This window comes from Photobacterium japonica (assembly GCF_050337005.1).
Classification (GTDB): Bacteria; Pseudomonadota; Gammaproteobacteria; order Enterobacterales; family Vibrionaceae; genus Photobacterium; species Photobacterium japonica.
This window is the reverse complement of record NZ_JAKJSN010000132.1, coordinates 1-906: the sequence shown is the minus strand read 5'-3', so window position 1 is coordinate 906 and position 906 is coordinate 1. Positions and strand designations below refer to the sequence as shown.

The 906-nt window shown below is 29.3% G+C and carries 1 protein-coding gene; it reads right to left on the bottom strand.

Features of this window, described 5'->3' with window-relative positions; genetic code table 11:
- Positions 1-617 (bottom strand): acyltransferase family protein (locus tag L4C36_RS23790; protein WP_428480217.1); only part of this gene is annotated, 617 nt, incomplete at its 3' end.
- Positions 618-906: the final 289 nt, after the last annotated feature.

Sequence of the window (906 nt, the reverse complement as noted above, 5' to 3'; positions counted from 1 at the left end):
AAATATATTGGAGTATAATATATTAAAGACTGAAAAGCGTTAATTGCTAATATTGGCCTTTGTATCATCACAGATATAARACCCAATATAATGAAAATACATATTTGAACCCTTAATGAATAAAAGCAAAATTTGTGATGCAATTTAGAGCAACTAAAAAGGAGAATTGCAAATGGTATATACCAGTAGGCGGTAAGATGACGCCCTGAAATTAGATATTTAATTGCTACAATAAAATCACTATCTTCGTTCTTAAATAATGGTATATCCTGAATATTGTTTAAATTAACAATATAAGCATCGTAATTGAAAAAACCTTGATATGACAGATACAACACAAAAATAGCTGTTGATGACATAAATAAATAGGGTATGACTACATTTTTAAACTTGCTTGAAATGAATTTTTTGAAATTAAACCTAGATTTAAATACATGATCAAACATAAACCCAGATATAAAAACGAACAATGCAGTGCCACCTGTTATTAGAGACGCTATCACTTCAGTAAATTTTGACGTTTGATTGAATCCAAACTGATATGAATGACCAGCAACAATTATTATTATTGCTAATGCTCTAAAGTATTCTATTGATCTTAAATGCAACTGAGACACCTATATATTTATATTAGTTTGTTTTTGAAGTAGACGATATACATAAAAAATACCCAACCTGGAATTCTGCAAAATAGAGCAGCTAATATAATTGAATATATCCCAAAGTAATCATACCCAACAAGAAATGTGACCAAATAAACTATGATTTGGATTACTTTAAAAATAACATTTTTAGAGGGAGCCTTCATTAGAGATAAACTTTCTAATGGAGTAAATACAGCACTTATTAAATAGACAATAGATCTGTCTCTTATACACATCTCCGAGCCCACGAGACTAGGCATGA